This is a genomic window from Polaromonas sp. P4_F6 (genome assembly GCF_056401275.1).
Genome location: NZ_JBFUJQ010000009.1, coordinates 21,075 through 42,324 on the forward strand (window position 1 = coordinate 21,075; position 21,250 = coordinate 42,324).

19 protein-coding genes are annotated in these 21,250 nt (G+C 66.1%); 5 read left to right on the forward strand and 14 right to left on the reverse strand.

Translation table 11 applies throughout. From position 1 onward, the window contains the following. The first annotated feature begins 428 nt into the window (after window positions 1-428). Together gshB and AC1DUN_RS19085 are read left to right on the forward strand one after the other, a co-directional pair. Complete coding sequence (gene gshB, locus AC1DUN_RS19080; RefSeq protein ID WP_477715339.1) at window positions 429-1,385, forward strand: glutathione synthase; 957 nt, start codon at window positions 429-431, stop codon at window positions 1,383-1,385. A 52-nt stretch (window positions 1,386-1,437) separates the two neighbouring features. Next, entirely contained in the window at window positions 1,438-2,070 is a 633-nt protein-coding gene (locus tag AC1DUN_RS19085; RefSeq protein WP_477715340.1) for a histidine phosphatase family protein, read from the forward strand. A 6-nt stretch (window positions 2,071-2,076) separates the two neighbouring features. Here AC1DUN_RS19085 and AC1DUN_RS19090 read toward each other — a convergent pair whose 3' ends face one another. The 4 genes from AC1DUN_RS19090 to AC1DUN_RS19105 all read right to left on the reverse strand — a co-directional run bounded on the left by AC1DUN_RS19090 (window position 2,077) and on the right by AC1DUN_RS19105 (window position 5,411). Continuing rightward, window positions 2,077-2,871, reverse strand: coding sequence for a class II glutamine amidotransferase (locus AC1DUN_RS19090; RefSeq protein ID WP_007872781.1), 795 nt, complete (start codon window positions 2,869-2,871; stop codon window positions 2,077-2,079). A gap of 2 nt (window positions 2,872-2,873) precedes the next feature. Then, a complete protein-coding gene (locus AC1DUN_RS19095) occupies window positions 2,874-4,352 on the reverse strand; it encodes an MFS transporter (RefSeq protein ID WP_477715341.1) in 1,479 nt (492 codons plus the stop codon). Window positions 4,353-4,368: 16 nt separating this feature from the next. Continuing rightward, entirely contained in the window at window positions 4,369-4,560 is a 192-nt protein-coding gene (locus tag AC1DUN_RS19100) for a 4-oxalocrotonate tautomerase (protein ID WP_092132274.1), read from the reverse strand. Window positions 4,561-4,772: 212 nt separating this feature from the next. Then, window positions 4,773-5,411, reverse strand: coding sequence for a hypothetical protein (locus AC1DUN_RS19105; RefSeq protein ID WP_477715342.1), 639 nt, complete (start codon window positions 5,409-5,411; stop codon window positions 4,773-4,775). A gap of 260 nt (window positions 5,412-5,671) precedes the next feature. On the opposite strand from AC1DUN_RS19105, the gene AC1DUN_RS19110 reads away from it, so the two are divergent. Together AC1DUN_RS19110 and AC1DUN_RS19115 are read left to right on the forward strand one after the other, a co-directional pair. Continuing rightward, a complete protein-coding gene (locus AC1DUN_RS19110) occupies window positions 5,672-7,024 on the forward strand; it encodes a zinc-binding metallopeptidase family protein (protein WP_477715343.1) in 1,353 nt (450 codons plus the stop codon). 52 nt (window positions 7,025-7,076) lie between these two features. After that, window positions 7,077-7,412, forward strand: a complete 336-nt coding sequence (locus AC1DUN_RS19115) for a hypothetical protein (protein ID WP_477715344.1) — start codon at window positions 7,077-7,079, stop codon at window positions 7,410-7,412. 17 nt (window positions 7,413-7,429) lie between these two features. On the opposite strand, the gene AC1DUN_RS19120 is transcribed toward AC1DUN_RS19115, so the two are convergent. From AC1DUN_RS19120 to AC1DUN_RS19130, 3 genes are all read right to left on the reverse strand, one after another. Beyond that, window positions 7,430-7,708, reverse strand: a complete 279-nt coding sequence (locus AC1DUN_RS19120) for a hypothetical protein (RefSeq protein ID WP_477715345.1) — start codon at window positions 7,706-7,708, stop codon at window positions 7,430-7,432. 26 nt (window positions 7,709-7,734) lie between these two features. After that, window positions 7,735-8,172, reverse strand: a complete 438-nt coding sequence (locus AC1DUN_RS19125) for an OsmC family protein (protein WP_413326692.1) — start codon at window positions 8,170-8,172, stop codon at window positions 7,735-7,737. A 115-nt stretch (window positions 8,173-8,287) separates the two neighbouring features. Beyond that, window positions 8,288-10,846, reverse strand: a complete 2,559-nt coding sequence (locus AC1DUN_RS19130) for a DUF1631 family protein (protein ID WP_477715346.1) — start codon at window positions 10,844-10,846, stop codon at window positions 8,288-8,290. 324 nt (window positions 10,847-11,170) lie between these two features. On the opposite strand from AC1DUN_RS19130, the gene AC1DUN_RS19135 reads away from it, so the two are divergent. Further along, window positions 11,171-11,722 carry a hypothetical protein gene (locus AC1DUN_RS19135; protein ID WP_477715347.1) on the forward strand — a complete coding sequence of 184 codons (552 nt, stop codon included), beginning with the start codon at window positions 11,171-11,173 and terminating at the stop codon, window positions 11,720-11,722. Here the strand turns inward: AC1DUN_RS19135 and AC1DUN_RS19140 are convergent. From AC1DUN_RS19140 to AC1DUN_RS19170, 7 genes are all read right to left on the reverse strand, one after another. Further along, window positions 11,719-13,959 carry a malate synthase G gene (locus AC1DUN_RS19140; protein WP_477715348.1) on the reverse strand — a complete coding sequence of 747 codons (2,241 nt, stop codon included), beginning with the start codon at window positions 13,957-13,959 and terminating at the stop codon, window positions 11,719-11,721. The two genes, AC1DUN_RS19135 and AC1DUN_RS19140, sit on opposite strands and share 4 nt — an antisense overlap. A gap of 49 nt (window positions 13,960-14,008) precedes the next feature. Continuing rightward, window positions 14,009-14,716: a haloacid dehalogenase type II gene (locus AC1DUN_RS19145; RefSeq protein WP_477662868.1), complete on the reverse strand. Its 708-nt coding sequence runs from the start codon at window positions 14,714-14,716 to the stop codon at window positions 14,009-14,011. A gap of 149 nt (window positions 14,717-14,865) precedes the next feature. Then, window positions 14,866-15,795, reverse strand: coding sequence for a dihydrodipicolinate synthase family protein (locus tag AC1DUN_RS19150; RefSeq protein WP_477715349.1), 930 nt, complete (start codon window positions 15,793-15,795; stop codon window positions 14,866-14,868). A gap of 52 nt (window positions 15,796-15,847) precedes the next feature. After that, window positions 15,848-17,584 (reverse strand): IlvD/Edd family dehydratase, encoded by a 1,737-nt coding sequence (locus AC1DUN_RS19155; protein ID WP_477715350.1) that lies wholly within the window; start codon window positions 17,582-17,584, stop codon window positions 15,848-15,850. Window positions 17,585-17,603: 19 nt separating this feature from the next. Next, window positions 17,604-18,638: a galactofuranose ABC transporter, permease protein YjfF gene (yjfF, locus tag AC1DUN_RS19160; protein WP_477715351.1), complete on the reverse strand. Its 1,035-nt coding sequence runs from the start codon at window positions 18,636-18,638 to the stop codon at window positions 17,604-17,606. Further along, window positions 18,635-19,678 (reverse strand): ABC transporter permease, encoded by a 1,044-nt coding sequence (locus tag AC1DUN_RS19165; protein ID WP_477715352.1) that lies wholly within the window; start codon window positions 19,676-19,678, stop codon window positions 18,635-18,637. The genes yjfF and AC1DUN_RS19165 overlap by 4 nt, the downstream gene beginning before the upstream one ends. Further along, a complete protein-coding gene (locus AC1DUN_RS19170; RefSeq protein ID WP_477715353.1) occupies window positions 19,671-21,209 on the reverse strand; it encodes a sugar ABC transporter ATP-binding protein in 1,539 nt (512 codons plus the stop codon). Before AC1DUN_RS19170 ends, AC1DUN_RS19165 begins: the two co-directional genes overlap by 8 nt. Window positions 21,210-21,250: the final 41 nt, after the last annotated feature.

A 21,250-nucleotide genomic window follows, 5' to 3' on the forward strand; every position in this document is an offset into this window, starting at 1 on the left:
ATGCGCCGAGGAGCGCAGGTTCAGGCGGATCAGGGATCGCGTTGTCTGAGCGGAGTGAAACGGAGCGAGTTTAGCGAGACCCCGCCTGAGCCGAGCACCGCAGGCTGCCCGCAGCGAAGCGAAGGGACGCAGACACCAGGGTCGCCTTTTCTTTTGCTTACTTTTGGTGTTTGCGTAACTTCGCTACGCGAAGTGAGCAAACTCCGCGCGCGTAGCGCGCCTTTTGGCGAACAAAAGAAAACCCGCTTTGCGGGTTTCGATAAAAGTGAGTTGCCGCCGGGCAACCCCCGGCCAGCAAGCCCTAGAAGAGTGAGCAGACGAAGCAGAGGTAGAGAGGGAAAGCGCGCAAGCCGGAGCAAGACCCGACAACAGCACGCTGTCGCCGTTTGTACAACAATACGGCCAGACACCCAAAACACTTCCAAACCATGAACATCCTTTTCGTCGCCGACCCGCTTGAGTCCTTCAAGATCTACAAAGACACCACCTTCGCGATGATGCGCGAGGCGCAAAGGCGCGGCCACCGCATCAGCGCCTGCCTGCCGGCCGACATGAACTGGCAGACCGGCGCCAAGGTCACGGCCCAGGTGCGCCACATCCGGCTGACGGGCGACGCCGATACCTGGTTCACGGCGGACACGTCACGCCCCGATGCGCGCGAAGCCGTCGCCGGTTTTGACGCGGTGCTCATGCGCAAGGACCCGCCCTTCGACAGCGAGTATTTCTACAGCACCCACCTGCTGGAGCAGGCCGAACGCGAGGGCGCCAAAGTCTTCAACAAGCCGCGCGCGCTGCGCGACCACCCGGAAAAACTCGCCATCCTCGAATTCGCGCAATTCAGCGGCCCGACGCTGGTGACGCGCAGCGCGGCCGACATCAAACGTTTTCATGCCGAGCACAAGGACATCATCCTCAAGCCGCTGGACGGCATGGGCGGCATGGGCATCTTCCGCGTGAAGGAAGACGGCCTGAACCTGGGCAGCATCACCGAGACGCTGAACCGTGACGGCGCGCAAAGCGTGATGGTGCAGAAGTTCCTGCCCGAGATCGCCAAGGGCGACAAGCGCGTGCTGGTCATAGGCGGCAAGCCCGTGCCTTTCAGCCTGGCGCGCATCCCGCAAGGCAGCGAGGTGCGCGGCAACCTGGCGGCCGGCGGCCTGGGCGTGGCGCAGCCGCTGTCCAAACGCGACTTTGAAATCGCCGAGGCGCTGGGCCCGGTGCTGGCCGCGCGCGGCCTGCTGCTGGCCGGCGTCGACGTGATCGGGGACTACGTGACCGAGATCAACGTCACCAGCCCGACCTGCTTCCAGGAAATCCACGACCAGGCCGGCTTTGACGTGGCGGCCATGTTCATCGATGCGCTGGAGGCGGCGCTGAAGGCTTGACGCCGCCGGCGCGCCGGTTAAGCTGGCAGGCCCCGTCCACGAGGCCTGAGCCATGAAAACCGCCCGCCGATTCCCTTCATTGCGCCGCGCGCTGCGCCCGCTTGCCCTGATCGCCTGCACCGCACTGCCGCTGCTGGCGCAGGCGGCCGAGCAAAAAATCATCTTCATCCGCCACGCGGAAAAACCCGACCAGGGCCTGGGCCAGCTCAACTGCCAGGGCCTGAACCGCGCGCTGGCCCTGCCGGCCGTGCTGCTGGGGAAATTCGGCAAACCGGATTTTGTGTTCGCGTCCGACCCGCACGAGAAAAAACCCGACGGCGGCCAGCTGTACAACTATGTGCGGCCGCTGCTGACCGTCGCGCCCACGGCGGTGCAGGCCAGCTTGCCGATCAACACCTCTTTCGGCTTCGAGGACATCAAGGGACTGCAGCGGGAGCTGGCGGCGCCGCGCTACCAGAACGCGGTGGTGCTGGTCGCCTGGGAACATAAAAAGCTCGAGGACATGGTCAAGGCCATGCTAGCGGGCATGGGCGGCCAGCCGGACGCCGTGCCGCACTGGAAGGGCAGCGACTTCGACAGCATTTATGTGCTGACCGTGCAGCGCGACGGGGGCAAGACCGTCGCGAGTTTTCGCCATGAGCAGCAGCAGCTGGATGGGCAGGCCGCGGCCTGCCCCAAACCTTAGGGAAAGCTAGGCGGCTGCCAGCGCGCCGTCCTCAAACACCTTGAGTTCGCCCGGCGCGAAGGCCGTCCATTGCTCGTTGGTGGTCAGCGGCGCCGTGACGACCACGGCCACCTTGTCGGTGGGCCGGGTGTGTTCGGCGAAGTTCACGCTCACGTCTTCGTCGCTCAGCGTGGCATGGGCAAAGGGGTGCTTGCGTTCGACGTAATACAGGTTCGTGGAGGCATGGGCCCACAGCGCCTGGCCGTTGCTGAGTAAAAAATTGAAAGTGCCGTGGCCGGCGATCTGCGCCGCGAGTTCGCGCAGCGTGATGCTGAGTTCCCGCACGCTGGGAACACCGGCGTGCGATTTGGCCATCTCCTGCATGATCCAGCAAAAGGCGCGCTCGCTGTCGGTGCTGCCCACGGGCCGGAAGCTGCCGTGCAGGCGCGGCGAAAAATCCTTCAGATCGCCGTTGTGCGCGAACACCCAGTAGCGGCCCCAGAGCTCGCGCACAAAGGGGTGGCAGTTTTCCAGCGCCACGCGGCCCTGCGTGGCCTTGCGGATGTGCGAAATCACGTTACGGCTTTTGATGGGGTAGCGGCTGATCAGCTCGGCCACCGGTGAACTGCTGGCCGGCTGGTGGTCGACGAAATGGCGCAGGCCCTTGTCGCCAGCGCCGGCCACGCTGTCGTCGCCCTCAAAAAAAGCGATGCCCCAGCCGTCGGCATGGTGGTCGGTGTGGCCGCCGCGCTGCGCGAAACCGCGAAAGCTGAAGGTCACGTCGGTGGGGGCGTTGCAGTTCATGCCCAGGAGTTGGCACATGGTCAGCCTGCTTTCTGTGGGTCGGTGGGAAGGCTGTTCACGGGCAGGCGAAGCTGCCAGGCCGCCACCATGGCCAGCAGGCACAGCGCGGCCAGCATCAAAAACGCCTCGTTGAAGGCGGCCAGCCGCGCCGGGCTGCTGCTGGTATTGGCCAATGAATCGCCATGGGCGGCCAGCCGCCATTCGAGCACGATGCCGCACAGGCTCACGCCGATGGCGCCGCCCAGCATGCGCAAAAAGTTGATCGCGCTCGCGCCCTGCGAGAGCAGGTGCTCATGCAGCGGCCGCAGCGACCCGAGGTTCAGCGAAGGCAGGATAAAACCCAGGCCTATGCGGCCCAGCGTGGCCCAGGCCACCAGCATCCACAGGCCGGAGGCCAGGCTCACCGTGAGCATCAAGGCGAAGGAGGCGGCCAGCAGCGCCAGGCCCGTGCTGACCAGCAGCCAGGTCGGGTGCTTGTCGGCCAGGCGGCCCACGCCGGCAATCGTGGCGGCCAGCACCAGCCCGGCCGGCAGCAGTATGGTGCCCACATGCGAGGCCGAGAGCTTCAGGCCCAGCTGCAAATAGACCGGCAGCAGGTAGGTCGAGCCAAACAGTGCCGTGCCGTAAATAAAGGCGACGATGCTGCCCATGGCGAAGGGCCGGTAGCCGAAAAGCGCCAGGTTCATCAACGGTGCGCCGCCATTGGCGGCCAGGCGGCGCTGCCACCAGACAAAAGCCGCGAGCGCGGCCGCCGCGCCGCCAAGCAGGGAAAAAGCCTGAGCGCCACCGCCCGCGCCATGCAGCTGGACCATGCCGTTGAGCAGGCACAGCGTGCCCAGCGCGCCCAGCAGCAGGCCGCGCCAGTCGATCATGGCCGTGTTGCGATTGGCCGCCACGCCGCCGGGCGCGGTGTCGGGCACATAGCGGTAGGCCATCCACAGCGAGACGAGGCACAGCGGGATGACCATGAAAAAAATCGAACGCCAGCCGAACAAATCCACCAGCACGCCGCCTATGCTGGGCCCGACCGCCGGCGCCAGCACCACGCCCATGCCGAAGAGGCCGCTGGCACGGCCCTGCTCGTGCGGGCCGAAGGCGCGCATGATGATGATGGCGGGAATCGGCTGCACCACGCCGGCCGCCAGGCCCTCGGCCACGCGCGCGCCCAGCACCAGGCTGAAATGGTTGGACAGGCCGCCGACGATGCCGCCGGCCATGAGCAGCAGCATGGTGCCCGCATAAGTGCGGCGGTAGCCGTAGCGCGCCAGCAGCCAGGGCGTGGTCAGCATGGAGACCGTCATGGCCACCATAAAACCCGAACTGACCCATTGCGCGCGCTCCTGCCCCAGCGTGAAGTGCTGGCTCATGTCGGGGATCGCCACGTTGACGATGGTCGACGACATGATGGAGGCCATCGTGCCTATCATGACCGACAGCAGGAGCAGCCAGCGGTAACGCGGGCCGTGGCGCGCCTGCAGGTCGGCGAGGGAAGCGGACATGCGGCTGGCCTGGTCTTTAATCCCTGGGTTCGGACCAGAGCTTGCCGCCGGTGGCCCAGTTCTCGCGCTTGATGTCGGTGATCAGGATGTCCACCGACTCGGGCTGGCCGCCCAGGATTTCAACGCTGACGCGGGTAATGGCTTCAACGAGCTTTTTCTTCTGCTCGATGGTGCGGCCTTCCATCATTTCGACGTGGTAAGTGGGCATGGTTTCCTCTGGAATGAAATGCCTGCGGCGGGATTGCCGGGGGGCGTGTGAATACCCGATGATAAAAGCAAGCGCCGCGGGCGGTTTTGTCGGCCTGCGGGGAAGGCGATGAAGTACGGGCGGTAACGTCGATTACCGAGTCGACCGGGCCGACGATCTTTCATTTGGCCTGCGGACCGGCTGGTTGGCACAACGCCGACCCGACGGCAAGGTTATCGAACCCGATTGGGCCCCGCCTCTTCGAGCATCTTGGGCACGCCCAGCTGGTGGGCGCAGTGCACGACCGCCTCTCGAAGGGCCGCCTGCCAGGCGCTGCCGATACTGTCGCCGTAGAAGGTGGCCATCGCTTTGCAGGCGATGGGGCGACCCTGGTGGTCCAGGGTCAAATCGACGTAGAGCGGGAGAGGACCGTCGTGACTGACCATGGCGGGCACAGCTCGGGAAGCGATGAGACCGCCAATCAAGCCGCCGATGGCAAAGGGCGCGTATTCGGCACGGGTGGCGGGTCGGCCCAGCCGTTCGCCAACTGCGACGTTCAGAGCGGTCAACCGCAACTGCCCGCTGAGCTTTACCCGCAATTGCTCGTCCAGTTGTTCAGCCAACGCACCTCTGAGTGCTTCGATCGGCATCTGTTCAAAAGCGCCGTCTTCCAGCCGCTCGGCTTCGCCTTGGGGCGTGACGACCTTGCGTGCCAACTGGCCGGCGGGAGGGCGACCGTCGATCATGATCAATTCGGCGCTTCCGGGCGCATCGAGCGAGCCGGTGACGGTGTACGGTGCAGCGCCCATCACTGAAAAAGACCAAGCGGCACCGATTGCCGCGACGAGTATTTCGCGCGAATTCAACTTCATCGGGCCTCCCTGGCCATTGTGTCGCTGTAATTTAAGTCACTACGGGTGTTCGGCGGGCAGGCCCGCACACACGTCTGACACCCGATGATAAAAGCAAGCGGCCCGCGTTGTTTTGTCGGCCTGCACTGACAGCATGACAGGCGTTGCCGCCGGGCCCCGAAACGCCTTGCCGGCGATATCCTGTACCTTCGCCTTAGATTTCCCGTCGAGTGCTTGCGCTTTCCAGCTGTGCAGGCCCATAACCTATCCGGGCAAGCTACTTGTTTCTCACCACCTCCGCCCCTTCCACCGAACCCCCTCTTCCCCTGCTGGCGGGCCGCAACTACCGCTGCCAGTGCGGGCAGCCGGTGTTCTTTCGCAACAGCAAATGCCTGGCCTGCAACACGCCGCTGGGCTATGACTGCGAGCGCGGCCTGCTGCTGCCCCTGATGCCGGGACCGCGCAAAGGCAGCTGGCGCGAGTGGCAGGCGGGCGCCGCACCGGCCACGCCGCCGCCCGACGACACGCAGCCCCCCTCGCTGGATGAGATTCCCGGCCAGGAGTCCGCACCCGACGCCGCGCCAGCGCTGTCCGCCGCACCGGACGGCGAGGCCGGCGATGACGACGGTATCCCGACCTACAAACGCTGCCTCAACCTCTCCACCCCCGCCTCCTGCAACTGGCTTGTGGCCTGGCACGACCCCGCGGACATGTGCCGGGCCTGCCGGCTGAACCGCACGATTCCCGACCTGACGAACCCGGAACAGCCCGACAACGGCTACCTCTGGGGGCGCATAGAGCTGGCCAAGCGGCGGCTGGTGTCCTCGCTGATCCTGCTGGGACTGCCGGTGGCCTCGCGCATGAGCGAAGACCCGGAGCGCGGCCTGATGTTCGATTTCCTGCGCTCGCCCGTCAACGGGCCGCACATCATGACCGGGCACAACACCGGCCTGATCACGCTCAACATCGACGAGGCCGACGACGCCAAGCGCGAGGCGGTGCGCAAGGCCATGCGCGAGCCCTACCGCACCCTGCTGGGCCACTTGCGCCACGAGGTAGGCCACTATTACTGGGACCGGCTGGTGGCCGGCACGCCGTGGCTGGAGGGCTTTCACGAACTCTTCGGCGACGAAACGCAGGACTACGCGGCCGCCCTGCAGCGCAACTACGACGAAGGCCCGCCCTCCGACTGGCCGCAGCATTTCGTGAGCGCCTATGCCAGCACCCACCCCTGGGAAGACTGGGCCGAATGTTGGGCGCACTACATGCACATGCGTGACGCCATAGACACCGCGCTGAGCTTCGGCCTGAGCGTGGACCGCTTCGACCTCGAGTTCACGCCCTTCACGCTGGACGCGCTGTACCAGCCGGAGCAACCGGATACGGCGCAGTTCCTGGCCTTCATCAACCACTGGACCCGGCTGACCACCATGCTCAACGAGATGTCGCGCAGCATGGGCCAGCCCGACTTTTATCCTTTTGTGCTGCCTCTGGACGCGGTGGGCAAGCTGCAGTTCATTCACCTGCTGGTGGTCTCGGGCAGCTGGCGCGAGCAGGAGGCAAACGAGCCGGAGGCAAGCCAGGCGGGACAGGCGCAGACACAAGAGGCGCCGCAAGCGCAGCCGGCGGGGTAAACGCGGGCCGGGCGCGGGCCGGGCGCGGCGCGTACGCTACAGTGGTGGCGCCATGCCGCGCCGCCCCAAAAGCCATCACTACAGCGTCTATGTGATCGAGCTCGCACCCGAGGTCTGGGACGTAGCGCGCTTTCGCCGCGCCAACCCGGACTACCAGCTGGGCAAACCTTTTGTCTATGTGGGCATGACCGGGCTGGACCCGGATGTGCGCTTTGACAAGCACAAGGCCGGCATACAGTCCAACCGCTTCGCGCGCGATTTCGGCCTGCGCCTGCTGCCCCGGCTTTACGAGATGTACAACCCCATGCCCTACGATGCGGCGCGCGAGATGGAGGTCGAGCTGGGCATAGCTCTGCGCGAGGCGGGCTACGGGGTCTGGCAGGCCTGAAACCGGCCTGCCGGCGCCTATTCCAGCGCGCTCACGCGGACGCCGTGCTGGCCGGAGAACGCCAGCAGGATGCCGGCGATCTCGCCGTCCTGCAGCGTGGTGGTCAGCTCCACGAGCTTGTTGCCGCCGCCTTTGTGGCTGTCGCTCACCGTCACGGTGGCCGCGGGGTCGCCCGCGGCGAACAGCTTTTGAAGCGACGGGCCCAACGAGGCCATCACGCCGTCGCGCTCGTCCTTGCCGGCGTCCGTACCTTCCTCGTACTGCACTTCAAATGAAAAATTGGTCTTGGGGCTCATGGGAATGTGCTCCAGTGCAAGGTCACTTATTTGAGCAGGGTGGCCGCAAGGGTGATTTCGGGCACGCTGGCCAGGGCTTTTGACAGCGGGCAGGCTTTCTTGGCCCCCTCGGCGATTTCCTGGAACTTGGCCTCGTCGATGCCGGGGATGCTGGCCTCCAGCGTCAGCGCGATGCGGTCGATCAGAAAACCGTCGCCCTGGGGTACCAAGCGGACCTTGGCACGGGTGTCGACCGAGGCGGTGGCAAAACCGGCCTTATCGCAGGCAAAGGAAAACGCCATGGTGAAACAGGCCGCATGCGCAGCACCCAGCAACTCTTCCGGGTTGGTGCCGCTGCGGTCATCTTCGAACCGGCTGCCGAAGCCATAGGGATAACTCTTGAGCGCGCCGGTGTCGGTGCTGATGCGGCCCTGGCCTTTTTTGCCGGCGCCTTCCCAGTGAACGGAAGCATTTTTTTCAATCATGGAAGCCCCTTGAAGGTGAAAGCGAATTCACCAATGTGCGCGCCGGCGGCGAGCGCGGATGTCGGACAGCGCCGCGTGCGGCGCGCCGCGCGCTGCCTACAAGGGCTCGGGGGTGTTACGCGGTTTCCGGCTCGGCCTGGGTGGCCGGCGAAACGACTTCCGAGGCGACCGCATCCAGTGCCTGCGCCACCACGCCCTGGCTGTCCACCGGCCTGAGCAGGCGTTCCCGGATCAGGCGTTCACAGCTGCGTTTGGTCATGGAGTGCGGCTGGCCGCCGTGGCTCACGAACATGAACAGCGTGCCCTTGGTGCTGGCCCAGATCAGCTGGGCGCGCAGCCAGCGGCGGCGCGAGTAGAGGTCAACCCAGTGGCCGGCGCGCAAGCTCATCAGCAGGCGCTCGGCATCGCCCTGGGCCAGGGCCGGCACGGCGTTGGTCGAAGCCTCCCGCTCGGCGAGCAGCTCGGCATGGGAGGAGTCGACCTCTTCCCCCACGGAGTCCGCGGTCTCCATGCCCGAGGATGTTGCGTGTTCTTCCTCCAGCGGCATGAGCTCGCCCGGCGCCGTCGGCAGCGTGTCTTCAAAACCGGCGGCATCGAGTTCGTCGCGCGCCAGCCAGGGGTGGGCGGCCGCTTTGGCCAGGCGCTGCTCGGGCGTGGCCGGCAGTTCCTCGGGCTCCAGCGGCATGGCGCCCGACTCTTCGGCGTCGCGCTGGCTTTTGAGGCGGCGCAGCTTGAGCACCGGCCGGTGCAACTTCATCAGGCCTTCAAAAAAGGGCTCGCTCTCGCGCGGATCCTGCCCCAGCAATTCCAGCCCCTCGTGCAGCTTGGCCAGCAGGCTGGGGATCATCTCGATCAGCTTGGCCGGCCGCTTGAGGGTCACTTCCCGTTTGACGCTCCAGAGCAGGTCGGGCACCACCGAGCCGAAGCCCATGGGGTCTATCTGGTTGCGCGTGTCGACGAGCTTGGCGTGGGCCATGGCCAGCGCCCAGGGGCCGAACAGGAAATCGAGCACCAGGCCGGGCACCTTGTCCAGGTCGGAGCGCGTGCTGAGCTCAAAGGCGATCTGGTCGGCCTGCGTCTGGCGCTCTTCGGCAAAACGCAGGGCCTGCAGCACGTTGTTGCGGTTTTCCGCCTCGAGCTGGTCCTGTTCGTCCCAGCCGTACTCCAGTTTGGCCAGCGCCATGCCGAAGGGCTGGGCGTCCTCAATCGTGAGGCTGTTGAGCTCGTTGAAGGCGCGGGTGACCGGCTCGAAGAAGGCCAGGAACTCGGGGCTGAATTCGTCGTTGTACTTGAAGCTGCGCTGCGCCACCCGCTCCATGACGCGGCGCCCGGCATGGCCTTCGTCGCTGAAAAAGCGCGGGTCCACCATGGCCAGGCGCAGCAGCGAAGGCTCCAGCGCCACGATGGCCTCGCGCACCGGCACCAGCAGGCGCGGGTCCTGCGCCACCTGGTTGACCAGCTTGCGCACCACCTCCAGGCCCAGCACCTGGCCGACCTGGCGGGCTTCCTTCTTGAGCTGGGTGCGCACGATGGCGCGCTCCCGGGGTTTGGCATACGAGCCCCAGACCTGGGGGCTGAGCTGGCTGCGCTCGTCGACCAGGCGCTGCGGCCGGTCAACGGCCGGCATGCCCTCATAGTCAGACATGTAGCCGGGGCGTGACTCGGCCAGCGGCGCGGAACCGGAGTCTGGCGTGGCGTGGAGGGCGGCGAGCTCCTCCTCGACGGTCTCGTAATAAGAGGGCGCCAGGCCGTGGTGGGCATTGCTGCCGCCGTTGAACAAAAAGTCCTGGAACAGCTCGTCCCGGATCTCGTAGTTGGACAGGTCGGCGTATTGCGGCACGGGCTGGCCGCCACCCTCGCCAAATCCGCCTTCGCCGCCACCGCCACCACCGTTTGCGTCACCTTCGGCAGCGCCGCCGGGGCCCGTCGGGCTGGAGCCGTTTCCGCCGCGGCCGCGACCGCGTCCGACACTGGCCGGCGTGGGCAGCACGCGGTAGCTGGCGCCCTGGACGTTGGCGAGTTCGAGCTGGTTGACCAGCCGCTCATACAGCCGCTTGAGCTCACGACCCAGCGGGTCGGCCATGTACTTGAGCCACAGCGAGACCACCGCCGGCTCGGCCTTGCTCGCCACCGCCATTTCGCGCAGGGTTTGCGCAAAGACTTCGGGGCGCAGCGGGTTGAGTTCCGGCCTCACATTGGGCAGGCCCTGCACCGTGCTGATCAGCTTGTTGAGTTCGGCCAGGATGTGGTCCACGGCCGGCAACACCTGCTGGAGCAGCCGGGAGGATTCAATCGCCTTGGAGACGTCCTGGTCGTCGACCAGCGAGAAGCTCGCATGGCTCAGGGCGGCAAAGGCGCTGGACGAGGCCGCGGCCGAAGCGGCCAGTTGCTCGCCTGAGGCTTCGGGCGTTCGCGCCGCCTGGGCCGCGGCGGCCACATTGGCCTTGAAACGGACCAGCAGGTCGGCGGGGTATTGCACGCTCCAGGCGGCTTTGTTTTTGAGCAGTTCGCGCCAGGCCGTGGCCAGTTCGTCGCGTTCGGCCACCTTCATGCTTTGGGTTTCGGCCACCTGCAGGCCCGCCACGGCATCTTCCACGCACTTTTCCAGAGCAGACCGCGCCGCTGTGGCTGCCGACTGGAGACAGGATTGAAGAACGTCAGGTTGCGAAGCCATCTGGAGCCAGGATTTCCGGAAATAAAAGGTGAGAGCGCTCAGCCAGCCAGCTTGCAACCATACGTGCCGGGGGCCAGACAGATGTCAAGGGTAAAGGCCAACCGTGTTTCCTTTGAGATGCTTGCAAAGTGTTTCATTTGGTTTCTCCTGCACACATACGATTTGTGCCGCGCTCTTCGGACAACTCGGCGCAAGCTGCCGCTTAAATCCCCCGAACGCACGGCTGGAGGAGGGTTTTTTGTAAGATCGGCGCTTCTTTGTAAAGGTCGGTTCGGCGCAACACTTTCAGCGCCGCAGCGGCCCCGAACCTCCACGGAGCCTGTTTTGGCGTCATTTGGGCCTGTTTTCGCCAGTTTTCGGCTGCCCTGGCTGGCGGCCAGCGCGCTCTGGATGTGTGCCAGCGCCTGGTCCCATACCGTGCTGGACAACGCCGCCCTGCTGGGCATGAGCCCCGAACAGGTCACCGCCGCCCTGCCCGGCGCCCAGCCGGTGCGGTCCCCACGGCGTTTGCCCTCGGGCGCGCTGGGCTCGCTGCGTGTGCCCGACGCGCTCTGCGAGGGCGCCCATTTCGAGCAGACCCTGTTTTTCGCGCACCAGAAGCTCGCGCAGATGGACTTGGTGCTGCTCAACCCCGCCTCCGGCCCGGGCGCCGAGGAAGCACTGGCCAAAGCCCAGGCGGCCTTGCTGCAGTCGCTGCGCGCAAAGCTGGGCCCGGAACTGGCGGCCTTCGGCGCCGCGCCGGGCGCCGCGGCCGACAGCGCATCATGGACCGGCGCGGACGCCGAGGTGATGCTGTTCCGCTCGGGCAGGCCGGGCCATCCCAGCCTGCGCGTGGTGATCCGGCAGCGGCAGCTGGTGGATGCGGGCGAGCTTTAAGCTGTCCCGGCCTTCACCTTCAAGCGCCAGGCGTGCAGCAAGGGCTCGGTGTAGCCGCTGGGCTGCTCCAGGCCCTTGAAGACCAGGTCGCAGGCCGCCTTGTAGGCCGCCGAGCTGCCAAAGTGCCCGGCCATGGGCTTGTACAGCGGGTCGCCGGCGTTTTGCCTGTCAACCACGGCGGCCATGCGTTCAAAGGTTTCCGTCACCTGAGCCTGGGTGACCACACCGTGCAGCAGCCAGTTGGCCATGTGCTGGCTTGAGATGCGCAGCGTGGCGCGGTCTTCCATCAGGCCCACGTTGTGGATGTCGGGCACCTTGGAGCAGCCCACGCCCTGGTCTATCCAGCGCACCACGTAGCCGAGGATGCCCTGGGCGTTGTTGTCCAGCTCCTGCTGTTTGGCTTCGGCGCTCCAGGCCGGCGTGCGTGTCACGGGGATTTGCAGCAAGCCGTTAAGCAGCGCGTCGCGCTCCTTGTTGGCGTCCACCCTTTCCAGCTCTCTTTGCACCTTGCCGACCTTGACCTGGTGGTAGTGCAGCGCGTGCAGCGTGGCGCCCGTGGGGCTGGGTACCCAGGCGGTGTTGGCGCCGGCTTTGGGGTGGGCGATCTTCTGCTCCATCATGGCCTTCATGAGGTCGGGCATGGCCCACATGCCCTTGCCGATCTGCGCCTTGCCGCGCAGGCCGCAGGACAAGCCCACCAGCACGTTGTTTTTCTCATAGGCCGCGATCCAGGCGCTGGTCTTCATGTCGCCCTTGCGGATCATGGGGCCGGCATGCATGGCGGTATGCATCTCGTCGCCGGTGCGGTCCAGGAAGCCGGTGTTGATGAAGGCCACCCGGCTGGAAGCGGCGGCGATGCAGGCCTTGAGGTTGACGCTGGTGCGGCGCTCTTCGTCCATGATGCCGAGCTTGACGGTGCTGCCCGGCAGGCCCAGCATTTTTTCAACGCGGCTGAAGAGTTCGGCGGCAAACGCGACCTCGGCCGGGCCGTGCATCTTGGGCTTGACGATGTAGACCGAGCCTTTGCGCGAATTCTTGATGCCGGGCTTGCCCTTGCGCTTGAGGTCGTGGATGGCGATCGTGGTCGTGACCACGGCGTCCAGGATGCCTTCGGGGATTTCGCGCGTGGCGCCGTCCGCCCCGGTGTACAGCACCGCCGGGTTGGTCATCAAGTGGCCGACGTTGCGCACGAACATCAGCGAGCGGCCGTGCAAGGTGACGGGCTGGCCCTTGGGCGAGGTGTATTCACGGTCCGGGTTCAGGCCGCGGGTGAAGGTCTTGCCGTCCTTGGTCACGCTTTCGGTCAGCGTGCCCTGCAAAATGCCCAGCCAGTTGCGGTAGGCCAGCACCTTGTCCTGGGCGTCGACCACGGCGACAGAGTCCTCCAGGTCCAGGATCGTCGACAGCGCCGCTTCGACAACCAGGTCGCTCACGCCGGCCGCGTCCGTGCGGCCTATGGGGGTGTCGCGGTCCATGCGGATGTCCAGGTGCAGGCCGTTGTGCTGCAGCAGCACCGACGTGGGCTCCGAGGTCTTGCCCTGGTAGCCCACGAACTGGCTGCTGTCCTTGAGCGTGGTGGTCTTCTGGCCCTTCTTGCCGTCCTTGAGCGTGACGACCAGCTCGCCGCCCCTGACCGCGTAGCCGGTCGAGTCGATGTGGGAGCCTTTTTTCAGCGGCACGGTGCGGTCCAGCACGTAACGCGCGTATTCAATCACCTTGGCGCCGCGCACCGGGTTGTAGCCCTTGCCTTTTTCGGCGCCGTCGGTTTCGGCGATCACATCGGTGCCGTAGAGCGCGTCATAAAGGCTGCCCCAGCGCGCGTTGGCCGCGTTGAGCGCGTAGCGCGCGTTCAGGATGGGCACCACAAGCTGGGGGCCGGCCTGCAGCGCCAGCTCGTCGTCCACCTTGGCCGTCGTGATGCCGACTTTTTTGGGCTGCGGCACCAGGTAGCCGATCTTTTCCAGGAAGCCGCGGTAGGCCGCCATGTCGGCGATGGGGCCGGGGTTGGCCTTGTGCCAGGCGTCGAGCTCAGCCTGCAGGCGGTCGCGCTCGGCCAGCAGGGCGATGTTTTTCGGGGCCAGGTCGGCCACGATGCCGTCAAAGCCTTTCCAGAACGCGCTGCTGGCTACGCCGGTGCCGGGCAGCACATGGTCCTCGATGAAGCGGTAAAGCTCCGTCGCGACCTGAAGGCGGTAGCTGGCGGTGCGCGCGGTGTTGCTGGCGGAGTGGGTGCTCATGGTGTTGTCCCTTTTTTCAATAAACCAAGAATAAAACGTAAAACGGGTGTCAATGGAAAGGCAGCGCCAGCACATCGCGCAGGCTGCTGCCGGTGTACACGGGCTGCGTGCCCAGTTCTTCGAACGGCAGCTGGTAGCGGTTGACCCACAGCGTGCGGTAGCCGTACCAGGTGGCGGCCAGCGCATCCCAGCCGTTGCAGCTCACGAAGGCGATCTGCCTGGCCTCCAGCCCGGTGGCCTCAAGCCCCAGCGCGTAGGCCTCGGGGGCGGTCTTGTATTTGCGGATGCCGTCCACGCTGATCACGTGGTCCAGCAGGCCCTCAAGCCCGGCGGAGCGCACTGCCACGCCCAGCATGGACGGGTCGCCGTTGGACAGGATGCCGGTGACCACGCCGCGCGCCTTCAGGGCCTGCAGGACCTCCCGGTTTTCCGGAAAGGCCGACAGGTGGCGGTACTGGTTCATGAGCTGGTCTTCCTGGCCCGGCCCCAGGTCCAGGCCCAGGCGCTTGCAGGCATAACGCAGGCCGGCGCGCGTGAGCTCCCAGAACGGCTGGTAGTGCGCGCCACCGTTGCTGGTGGTCACCAGCCGTGTGTATTCGATCTGTTTGTCGCGCCACAGCAGGCCCAGCGCCTGGCCTTTTCCGGGGAACAGCTGCTCGGCCAGCAGGCCCACGCTGTACACGTCGAACAGGGTGCCATAGGCGTCGAACAGCACCGCGCGTAGCGCGGCGGGCGGATGGGAACGGGGCTTTTCCATGGCCCTCTACTGTATTTGATACAAGGACCGCGATTAATTAACGTGAAATCGCTTAATCCATGACATTTACAGCCGTAATTTCGCCAACAAGCCATTGGCCGGTAGCGACGGCGCAGGCCTGGACCCCGCGCCCGGGGCGGCCCCGGCGCCTAGCGCCCCCAGCGCAGCACCAGCGGATCCAGCCGCCTGGCGGTGGCCAGCAGCCCGGCGCGCGTATCCGGATGCATGGCCGGGAAAGGATGGCGCGGCGCCTCGCAGGCAATCACGCCGCCTTCCTTCATCAAGGCCTTGGCGGCCAGCAGCCCGGCCTGGCGGTTTTCGAAATTGATCAAGGGCAGCCACTGCTGGTAAAGGGCGTAGGCTTTTTCGTGGTCACCGGCGCGGTGCGCCTCGATGATGGGACGAATGCCGTCGGGGTAACCGCCGCCGGTCATGGAGCCGGTCGCGCCGGCGTCGAGGTCGGGCAGCAGCGTGATGGCCTCCTCGCCGTCCCAGGGCCCCTCCACGGCGCGGCCGCCCAGGCGGATCAGCTCGCGCAGTTTGGACGCCGCGCCGGCGGTCTCGATCTTGAAATAGGCGACGTGTTCGATCTCGCGGGCCATGCGCGCGAGGAAGCAGGCCGACAGCACGGTGCCGCTGGCGGGCGCATCCTGGATCATGATGGGGATGTTCACCGCATCCGACAGGCGCGCATAAAACTCGTAGATCTGAGGCTCGCTGACGCGAAAAGTGGCGCCGTGGTAGGGCGGCATGACCATCAGCATGGCTGCGCCCATGTCCTGCGCGCGGCGGCTGCGCTCGGCGCAGATCTTGGTGCCGAAGTGGGTGGTGGTCACGATCACCGGTACGCGCCCGGCCACATGTTCGAGGACGGTGCGGGTCAGGGTTTCGCGCTCTTCGTCCGACAGCACGAACTGCTCGGAGAAGTTGGCCAGGATGCAGATGCCGTCGGAGCCGGCGTCGATCATGAAGTCGATGCAACGCTTCTGGCTCTCTAGGTCCAGCTCGCCGGTTTCGGTGAAGGTGGTGGGAGCGACGGGGAAGATGCCGCGGTAGCGCGGCTGGCGGGGCGTGGTCATAGAGGTAGGGGGTCAGGTTGGAGGAAGCTTCACAGGTTCGCAGACCGGCTGCCTAGTGGGAATGGCGGGGAACTTCGGAGCCGCGGCAGCCGACCAGGAAACCAAAATCGCAGCCCTCGTCGGCTTGCAGCACGTGGTCGACGTACAGGCGCTGGTAGCCGCCGCGCATGCCCGCGGCGGCCTTGCCCTGCAGCGCCGCGAGGCGTTCGGCAAGTTCGGCATCGCTGATGTCCAGGTGCAGGCGGCCCTGCTCGCAGTCGAGTTCTATCCAGTCGCCGTCGCGCACGGCGGCCAGCGGCCCGCCGGCCGCGGCTTCGGGCGCCACGTGCAGCACCACGGTGCCGTAGGCGGTGCCGCTCATGCGCGCGTCGGAGATCCGCACCATGTCCTTGACACCTTGGCGCAGCAGCTTGGGCGGCAGGCCCATGTTGCCGACCTCGGCCATGCCGGGGTAGCCCTTGGGCCCGCAGTTTTTCATGACCATGACGCAGCTGGCGTCAATGTCGAGGTTCTCGTCGACGATGCGCTCCTTGTAGTGCTCCAGGTTCTCGAACACGACCGCGCGGCCGCGGTGCTTGAGCAGCTCCGGTGAGGCCGCGGAAGGTTTGAGCACCGCGCCGCGCGGCGCCAGGTTGCCGCGCAGTATGCAAATGCCGCCATCAGCGATCAAGGGATTGTCGAGTGGACGGATCACCTCGTCGTTGTACTGCGGGGCCTCGCGCACGTTGTCCCATAGAGCCCGGCCGTTGACGGTGAGTGCATTGGGATGCGGCAGCAGGCCGTTCTCCCCCAGGCGGCGCAGCACGGCGGGCAGGCCGCCGGCGTAATAAAACTCTTCCATCAGGAAACGGCCGGAAGGCTGCAGGTCGACCAGGGTGGGCGTGTTGCGGCCTATGCGCGTCCAGTCTTCCAGGTCCAGTTGCACGCCGATGCGGCCGGCGATGGCCTTGAGGTGGATCACCGCGTTGGTGGAGCCGCCTATGGCGGCGTTGACGCGGATCGCATTTTCGAAAGCTTCGCGCGTGAGGATTTTCGACAGCGTCAGCCCTTCGCGCGCCATCTCGACGGCACGCGCGCCCGACATCTGCGCCAGCACGTAGCGGCGCGCATCGACCGCGGGAATCGCCGCGTTGTGCGGCAGCGAAGTGCCCAGCGCCTCGGCCATGCAGGCCATGGTGGAGGCCGTGCCCATGGTGTTGCAGGTGCCGGCGGAACGCGACATGCCGCCCTCGGCCGCCAGGAACTGGTGCAGCTGGATTTCACCCGCCTTCAACGACTCGTGCAGCTGCCACACGGCCGTGCCGGAGCCTATGTTTTTGCCTTCAAGCTTGCCGTTGAGCATGGGCCCGCCGGTCACCACAATGGCCGGGATGTCGCAGCTCGCCGCGCCCATCAGCAATGCGGGCGTGGTCTTGTCGCAGCCGGTGAGCAGCACCACGGCATCAATCGGATTGCCGCGAATCGCCTCTTCCACATCCATGCTGGCCAGGTTGCGCGTGAGCATGGCCGTGGGCCGCAGGTTGGACTCGCCGTTGGAGAACACCGGGAACTCCACCGGGAAGCCGCCCGCCTCCGAAATGCCGCGCTTCACATGCTCGGCGATCTTGCGGAAGTGCGCATTGCAGGGCGTGAGTTCCGACCAGGTGTTGCAGATGCCGATGATGGGCCGGCCGTCGAACTCATGGTCGGGAATGCCCTGGTTCTTCATCCAGCTGCGGTACATAAAGCCGTTTTTGTCGGCCGAGCCGAACCATTCGGTGGAACGTAATTTTCTTTTGGTGCTTGTCATGGGGTGGTGTAGGGTCGTTTCAGGAAGAGGTGGGTGTGCGCTTCACCAGCAGCCGTTGCAGCAGGCAAAAAACAAACAGCAGGACGCCGACGACAATGCGCGTCCACCAGGAACTCAGGCTGCCGTCGAAAGAAATCAGGGTCTGGATGATGCCCAGCATCAACACGCCGAACAGGGTGCCGGCCACATACCCCACGCCGCCGCTGAGCAGGGTGCCGCCTATCACCACGGCGGCGATGGCGTCCAGCTCCAGGCCGGTGGCGTGCAGCCCATAGCCCGACAGCATGTAGAAGGTGAAAACCACGCCGGCCAGCGCCGAGCAAAACCCGGAAAGCGTGTAAACCCCCACCAGCGTGCGGCGCACCGGCAAGCCCATCAGCAGCGCGGACTGCTCATTGCCGCCGACGGCATAGACGGTGCGGCCGAAAGGCGTGCAGTGCGCGATGAACACCGCCGCCAGCAGCACCAAGGCGGCGATCAGGGCGCTGATCGACAGCGAGGCATCCTCCCACAGGGGAATGCGCAGCTGCGAGACCTCCGAATAGAACTCGTTGGTGATGCTGATGGAGTCGACACTGATCAGGTAGCACAGGCCGCGCGCCAGAAACATCCCGGCCAGCGTCACGATAAAGGGCTGCAGGCGAAAACGCTCGATCAAAAATCCCATGAAGGCGCCGAAAGCCGTGCCCATGAGCAGCACCAGCGGAATCACCGCGGCCGGGCTCCAGCCGTGGTGCTCCACCAGCGCGGCCGACACCATGGTGGTCAGCGCCACCACGGAACCGACGGACAGGTCTATACCGCCCGAAAGAATCACAAAAGTCATGCCCACGGCGACGATGACCAGGAAGGCGTTGTCCACCAGCAGGTTGAGGAAGACCTGCGCCGAAAAAAAGCCGGTGTAGAGCACCGAGCCCAGGCTCGCCATGGCGACAAACAGCGAAATGGTGGCCGCCAGCGGCAGGTATTTGGGATTGAAGCGCGAAGCCGGCGCAGCCGGCGGCAGCGGCCGGGGCGCGACCTCTGCGCCAGGTGCTTTCAGCGTCGCGCTCATGGCCGCATCCCCCGCAGGGCCGGCCGCCGCACCCAGATGGCGACCTCGGCCCGAAACTCCGGCGACTGCAGCAGCATCACGGCAAACACCACCACGGCCTTGACCACCAGGTTGATCTCGGGTGGCACGCCCAGCGAATAAATGGCATAGGTCAGGGTCTGGATGATCAGCGCGCCTATCACGCTGCCCACCAGGCTGAAGCGCCCGCCGGTGAGCGCGGTGCCGCCCAGCGTGACCGCCAGGATGGCGTCAAGCTCGAGCAGCTGGCCCGCATTGTTGCCGTCGGCGCTTTTGACGTTGGAGCTGATCAGCAGGCCCGCAATGCCCGCGCACAGGCCGCAAAAAGCGTAGGCCGCGACGATCAGGCGCCGCGCCTGCACGCCGGCAACACGCGCCGCGGTCGGATTGATGCCCACGGCCTGGATGAACAGCCCGAGGGCGGTGCGCGTCACCGCCAGGTACAGCAGGGCAAACACCAGCACCACGATAAACAGCGAGAAAGGCAGGCCCAGCAGGTAGCCGCTGCCCAGGAAGAAAAACGGCGCGTAATAAATGGTGATGATCTGCCCGCCGGTGATGAGCTGCGCGATGCCGCGGCCCGCCACCATGAGGATCAGCGTGGCGATGATGGGCTGCATGCCCACCCTGGCGACCAGCAGCCCGTTCCACAGCCCGCACAGCAGCGCGATGCCCAGCGCCGCCAGAATCGCCAGCGGCATCGGGAAGCGGCTCACGCCCGCCGCTACCGAGCCGCCTATCATCCAGGCGGCCAGCGCGGCGGCGATGGCCACCACGGCCCCCACGGAAATGTCGATGCCGCGCGTGGCGATCACCATGGTCATGCCCAGCGACACCAGCACCAGCGGCGCGGCCCGGTTGAGGATGTCTACCAGGCTGCCGTAGAGGTGGCCGTCGCGCCACTCGACATGCAGAAAGCTGGCATTGAACACCGTGTTCACGACCAGCAGCAAAAGCAGCGTAAGCAGCGGCCAGGCCAGCCGGTGCCGCATGATGCTCAGTAGGGGTTTCTTTTCAGACATGTTCAGCCGCAATCAGTTCGTAAACGGCGTCTTCGCTGCTGCCCGCCGGCAGCTCGCCCACCTTGCGGCGGTCGCGCAGCACCACGATGCGGTGCGCCACGCGAACCACCTCGCTCATTTCGGAGGAGATAAAGATCACGGCCATGCCGGCCTGCGCCAGGCGCAGGATCTGCTCCATGATTTCCTGCTTGGCGGCCACGTCGATGCCGCGCGTCGGTTCGTCCAGGATCAAGAGGCGCGGCTCGGTCGCGAGCCAGCGCGCGATCATGGCTTTTTGCTGGTTGCCGCCCGACAGCAAGCCTATGGGCGTGTCCACACTCGCGGTCTTGATGCCCATGGCCTGGACAAAACGTTCGGCCAGCGCGGTCTGCTCGGCCCGCGACAAAAACCGGCGCATGCCCATGCGGGCTTGCAGCGCCAGCGCGATGTTTTCGCGCAGCGACAGCTCGGCCACGATGCCGTCGGTCTTGCGCTCCTCGGGGCACAGGGCCAGGCCATGGCGGATCGCGTCGGCGGGGCTGGAGAAAGCCACTGTCTCGCCGTCTATCCTGAGCACCCCGCGGTCCGGCGCCTCCAGCCCGAACAGCAGCCGCGCCAGCTCCGTGCGGCCCGCGCCCAGCAGGCCGGCAAGGCCCAATACCTCGCCGGCACGCACGCGCAGGTCCACGGGCTGCAACTGGCCGGCCTGGCCCAGGCCTTCGGCCTGCAATAGCGCCGGCACCGCGTCATCGAACGCGGAACTTGCCGGGGCGCTTGCGGATTGCGCGGCCAGCTCCCGGCCCAGCATGGCCGCGATCAATGCCTGCGGCCCCAGCTCGCTGGCCCGCCATTCCCCGACCCAGCCGCCGTTGCGCAGCACCGTGATGCGGTCGGACACCGCATAGACCTGGTTCAGGAAGTGGGTCACAAACACAATGGCCAGGCCTTCGCCGCGCAGGCGGCGCATGACCTCAAAGAGTTTTTGCACTTCGTCGTCGTCGAGGCTGGAAGTGGGCTCGTCGAGGATCAGCACCTTGGCTTCTATGCTGATGGCGCGCGCGATGGCCACCAATTGCTGCACCGCGACCGGGTAGCTGGACAAGAGGCGCGTGACGTCGATGTCCAGGCCGACGCGCGCGACGAGTTCGCGCGCGCGGCGGTTCAGCTCGGCCCAGGCGATGCCGTATCCCTGCGCAAAGCCGCGCCGCGGATAGCGGCCCGCGAAAATGTTTTCCGCCACGGACAGGTTGGGGCAGAGATTGACTTCCTGGTAGACCGTGCTGATGCCCAGGCGCTGCGCGGCCAGGGGAGAAGCCGGCCACACCGGCTGGCCGGCCAGCTCCATCCGGCCGCCGCTGGCTTCCAGCACGCCGGTCAGGACCTTGATGAGCGTGGACTTGCCCGCGCCGTTTTGCCCCATCAGGGCATGGATTTCACCGGGATACAGGCGCAGGCGCACATCGCGCAGCGCATCGATGCCGGCAAACTGCTTGTGGATGCCCGAGAGCTCCAGCACGGGAGCGACGTCGGTGGGGGTATCGGCCGGGGTCATGGGGCAAGCTTGGCGCTTAGCGCTGCGGTATTCGCCTTGGG